The organism is Streptomyces sp. ICN903 (genome assembly GCF_022015835.1).
Taxonomy (GTDB): domain Bacteria; phylum Actinomycetota; class Actinomycetes; order Streptomycetales; family Streptomycetaceae; genus Streptomyces; species Streptomyces fenghuangensis.
Map to the genome: position 1 here is coordinate 1 of NZ_JAKMAY010000411.1, position 4,140 is coordinate 4,140.

5 protein-coding genes are annotated in these 4,140 nt (G+C 75.9%); 1 reads left to right on the forward strand and 4 read right to left on the reverse strand.

From position 1 onward, the window contains the following. Nucleotides 1–35 precede the first annotated feature (35 nt). A complete protein-coding gene (locus L7D48_RS26795) occupies nt 36–824 on the reverse strand; it encodes an SDR family NAD(P)-dependent oxidoreductase (protein ID WP_305853180.1) in 789 nt (262 codons plus the stop codon). A 105-nt stretch (nt 825–929) separates the two neighbouring features. Here L7D48_RS26795 and L7D48_RS26800 point away from each other — a divergent pair, with 105 nt between their 5' ends. Beyond that, nucleotides 930–1,874, forward strand: a complete 945-nt coding sequence (locus tag L7D48_RS26800) for an aminoglycoside phosphotransferase family protein (protein ID WP_237883369.1) — start codon at nt 930–932, stop codon at nt 1,872–1,874. Nucleotides 1,875–1,894: 20 nt separating this feature from the next. On the opposite strand, the gene L7D48_RS26805 is transcribed toward L7D48_RS26800, so the two are convergent. From L7D48_RS26805 to L7D48_RS26815, 3 genes are all read right to left on the reverse strand, one after another. Beyond that, nucleotides 1,895–2,422, reverse strand: coding sequence for a DinB family protein (locus L7D48_RS26805; protein WP_374493907.1), 528 nt, complete (start codon nt 2,420–2,422; stop codon nt 1,895–1,897). Beyond that, the gene (locus L7D48_RS26810; RefSeq protein ID WP_237883371.1) at nt 2,419–3,369 is read right to left on the reverse strand and encodes an LD-carboxypeptidase; all 951 of its coding nucleotides are present in this window, start codon (nt 3,367–3,369) and stop codon (nt 2,419–2,421) included. The genes L7D48_RS26805 and L7D48_RS26810 overlap by 4 nt, the downstream gene beginning before the upstream one ends. Continuing rightward, a partial coding sequence (locus tag L7D48_RS26815; RefSeq protein ID WP_237883373.1) for a prolyl oligopeptidase family serine peptidase occupies nt 3,366–4,140 on the reverse strand: 775 nt, incomplete at its 5' end. The genes L7D48_RS26815 and L7D48_RS26810, both read right to left, overlap by 4 nt.

A 4,140-nucleotide genomic window follows, 5' to 3' on the forward strand; every position in this document is an offset into this window, starting at 1 on the left:
CCCTCTGCCACGCCCCCTGCCGTCCGCCGCCCGGTTCAGGCGGTGAGGCCGCCGTCCACGGCGATGGAGGCGCCGGTGATGTACCGGCCCTGGGCGCCGGCCAGATGCGCCACCGTCGCCGCGATCTCCCCGGGCTTCCCGTAGCGCCCCAGGGCCGTCAGTCCCCTCTGGTAGTCCGCGTCCGGCCCGTCGGCGGGGTTCATCCCGGTGTCGACCGGACCCGGGTGGACGAGGTTGGCCGTGATGCCGCGCGGGCCGAGCTCCCGGGCCAGCGCCTTGGTCAGGCCGGTCAGCGCGGCCTTGCCGGTGGCGTAGAGGGAGGCGCCGGGGAAGGCGACGCGCTCGGCCACGCAGCTTCCGATGGTGATGATCCGCCCGCCCTCCCCCATGTGGGCGAGGGCGGCCTGGCAGGCCAGGAAGGGGGCGCGGACGTTGACGTGCAGCGTCCGGTCGACGTCCTCGGCCGTGATCTCGCCGATCGGCCCGACCAGGCCGATCCCGGCGTTGTTCACCAGGATGTCGAGCCGCCCGAACTCCGCCGCGGCCGCGTCTACGGCGGCGCGTACGGCCGCCGGGTCGGCGCTGTCGGCGCGCACCACCAGGGCCCGGCGGCCCATCGCCTTGATGTTCTCGGCCACCCGCCGCGCGCTCTCCTCGGAGTCCCGGTGGGTCAGCGCCACGTCGGCGCCGTCCCGGGCGAGCCGGAGCGCCACGGCCTCGCCGATGCCGCGGCTGCCGCCGGTCACCAGCGCCGCCCTGCCGTACAGGTCGTTCATGTCTGCTGTGTCGGTCATGCCGGTCGTCTCGGTCGTTTTCGTGGACATGGCTCGATCCTGGCGCGGAGCTGCCCGGGGGTCCGGCGGCATTCGGACGTCGCGTTCGGCGGCGGGAAAGGGTGCGGGCCACCGGCCCGGCCTATGCTCGCCCCCATGACGTCCACAGACCTGTTGCCGCCCGGCCTGCCCGTGGTGAGGACCGTCTCCGGCTACCCGGGCGGGCCCGAGTGGCTGGGCCGACTGCCCGCTCTGGTCGGGGAGTTGGCCGAACGGTGGGAGCTGGTGCCCGATGAGCCGTTCACCGGGGGCAGCGTCTCGTGGGTGGCGCCGGTGCGGCGCGCGGACGGCTCCGAGGCGGTGCTCAAGGTGAGCTGGCCGCACCGGGAGGCGGCCGGGGAGGGCGCGGCCCTGCGGCTGTGGGGCGGCCGGGGCGCGGTGCGGCTGTACGAGCACGACGCCGGGCGGTACGCGCTGCTGCTGGAGCGCTGTGCGCCGGGCACCGAGCTGGGCCGGGCCGCCGGACTCCCCGCCGAGGAGCGGCTGCTGGCCGGGGCCGAGGTGCTGCGCGAGCTGTGGAGCGCGCCCGTACCGCCGGACGCGGGGCTGGAGACGGTGGCGGAGGTGACCGCCGGATGGGCGGATCTGGCCGAGGAGCGGATGGCGCGGCTGCGGCCTCCCGGCTTCGATCCGGCCCTGGTGGCGCTGGGGGTGCGGCTGCTGCGCGAGCTGCCGGGGGCGGCCGCCCGGGAGGCGGTGGTGCACGGCGACCTCAACCCCGGCAACGTCCTGGCCGCCGGGCGGCGGCCCTGGCTGGCGGTCGACGCCAAGCCGATGACCGGCGATCCGCTGTACGACCCCTGGCCGCTGATCGAGCAGATCGGCTACGACTTCGGGCAGCCCGTCCCTCGTGACGTGGTCGCCGCACGGTGCTCGCTGGTGGCCGGCGCGCTCGGCGAGGACGCGGGGCGGCTGATGGCGTGGGCGGTGGCCCGCCGCGTGGAGTCGGCGCTGTGGACCGTGGCCGAGGGCGGCGATCCGGCGGCGGGCACGGCGATGATGGCCCAGGTGCGCACGCTGGCGGATCTCGCGGGGCTGTAGCTCCCCGGGAAGGCGAGGGGCTACTCGCCCGTGGTGCCGTCCGCCAGTTCCCGCACGATGTCGAGGTGGCCCGCGTGGCGGGCGTACTCCTGCAGGACGTGGAAGAGGATCCAGGCCAGGGTCGGGGCCTCCCGCTCGTCCGCGAAGCGGCCCCCGACCGCCGCGCGGTCGGTGAAGGCGGCACCGGCGGCGATCTCGCGGGAGCGGGCGCACTCGGCGCGGAAGCGCGACGCCACGTCCTGCACCGCCATGTGGCCGGGCACACGCCAGCGGCCCGCCTCGTCCTGGTCGGCCCAGGGGTCCTGGAGCGGCTCGGCGGTGAATCCCCAGCGGAACCACCTGCGTTCGACGCAGGCCAGGTGCCACAGGAGTTCCAGCGGGCTCCAGCCCGACGGCAGCCGGCTGTCGCGCAGTTCGGCCTCGGACAGCCCGTCGAGCTTGCGCAGGACGGTGTCGCGGTAGTAGTCGAGGTAGGCCGAGGCCATCGTGTGCGGGTCGGGCGGGGTGGAGCGCGGCGGCTCGGGCGGCGGGGCGGCGGTGTCCGTCATACCAGGGCGGGCTCCTGGAGTGTGAGGGTGCGGGTGTCGGCGTCCAGGGTGGCACGGACCCCCAGCGGCACGGTCAGGGTCGCCGGGCCGTGTCCGAAACCCATCTCCTCCACCACCGGTACACCCAGCGGGGCGAGGCGGTCCAGCAGCACCTCGCGGACCTTCTCGTACGGGCCGCAGTCGTGCCAGGAGCCGAGCACCACGCCCGCCACCCCGTCCAGTTCGCCGGAGCGCAGCAGGTGGGTGAGGTAGCCGTCGAGGCGGTACGGCGGCTCGCCGACGTCCTCCAGCAGCAGGATGCCGCCGTCCGGGCGGGCGCGGTCCCGCCCGGGGACGCCGGTCTGGCCGGCCAGCAGCGACAGGCAGCCGCCGTAGGTGGTGCCGGACGCCCGGCCGGGCACCAGCGTGCGGGCGGTCGGGGAGGTGATCGCCGTGACCGTCTCCGGGGCGAAGAGGGTGGCGCGCAGATGCTCCTGGGTGGGGCCGTCCTTGAGGAAGGAGACGGTGGCGGGCATCGGGCCGTGCAGGGTGGCCAGGCCCAGCCGGGCCGCGAACGCCTCGTGCAGCACGGTCAGGTCGCTGTAGCCGACGAAGGGTTTGGGGCCGGCCGCGCGCATCGCGTCCCAGTCGGCCAGGTCCACCATCCGCTGGACGCCGTAGCCGCCGCGGGCGGCGAGGACGGCCGCGACGGACGGGTCGCACCAGGCGTCGGTCAGGTCGCGTGCGCGGTCGGCGTCGGTGCCGGCCAGGTGGTCCAGTCGCGGGTGGACGTCCAGGACGTGCGGCATGACCCGCGGGTCCAGGTCCCAGCCGCGCAGTACGTCCACTCCGGAGTCCAGCCGCTCGCGCTCCACCGGTCCGCTGGGCGCCACGATCGCCACCCGGTCGCCGGGGCGCAGCCGCCCGGGCCGGGTGAGGGCGGGACGCGGTGGCGAGGGAGGTGTCACGTCGTGAGCTCCAGTCTGGGGACGTCCGGGCGGTCGAAGCCGAGGACCTGCGCGTACAGGGAGAGTTCGGCCTCCACGGCCCGGACGATGGTCTGCGCCCTGCGGAAGCCGTGGCTCTCGCCCTCGAAGGCGAGATAGGCGTGCGGCACTCCGCGCCCGGCGACCTCGGCCAGGAAGCGGTCGCACTGGGCGGGCGGGCAGATCACGTCGTCCAGGCCCTGGAGCAGCAGGAAGGGGGCGGTGACGCGGTCGGCGTGGTGGACGGGCGAGCGGTCGCGGTAGCGCTCGGGGTGCTCCTCGGCGCGGCCGACGAGGGAGACCAGGTACTGCGACTCGAAGTCGTGCGTCTCGCCGGCCGCCCAGCCGGCCAGGTCGAGGATGGGGTAGCTGATGGTCCCGCAGGCGTACAGGCCCTCGGTCAGCGGCGAGGTGAGGGAGACGGCGGTGGTCCAGCCGCCCGCGCTGCCGCCGCGTATGGCGAGCCGGGCGGGGTCGGCGGTGCCCTCGGCGGCCAGGGCGCGGGCGACGGCGGCGCAGTCCTCGACGTCGACCACGCCCCAGCTCTCCCGCAGCCGGTCGCGGTAGGCGCGGCCGTAGCCCGCCGAGCCCCCGTAGTTCACCTCCACCACGCCGATGCCGCGCGAGGTGAAGTAGGCGATCTCCAGGTCCAGTACGAGGGGCGCCCGTCCGGTGGGCCCGCCGTGGGCCCACACCACGTACGGCGGCAGTTCGCCCTCGGGGGCCGCGGCGGCGGGGTGGCGCGGGGGGTAC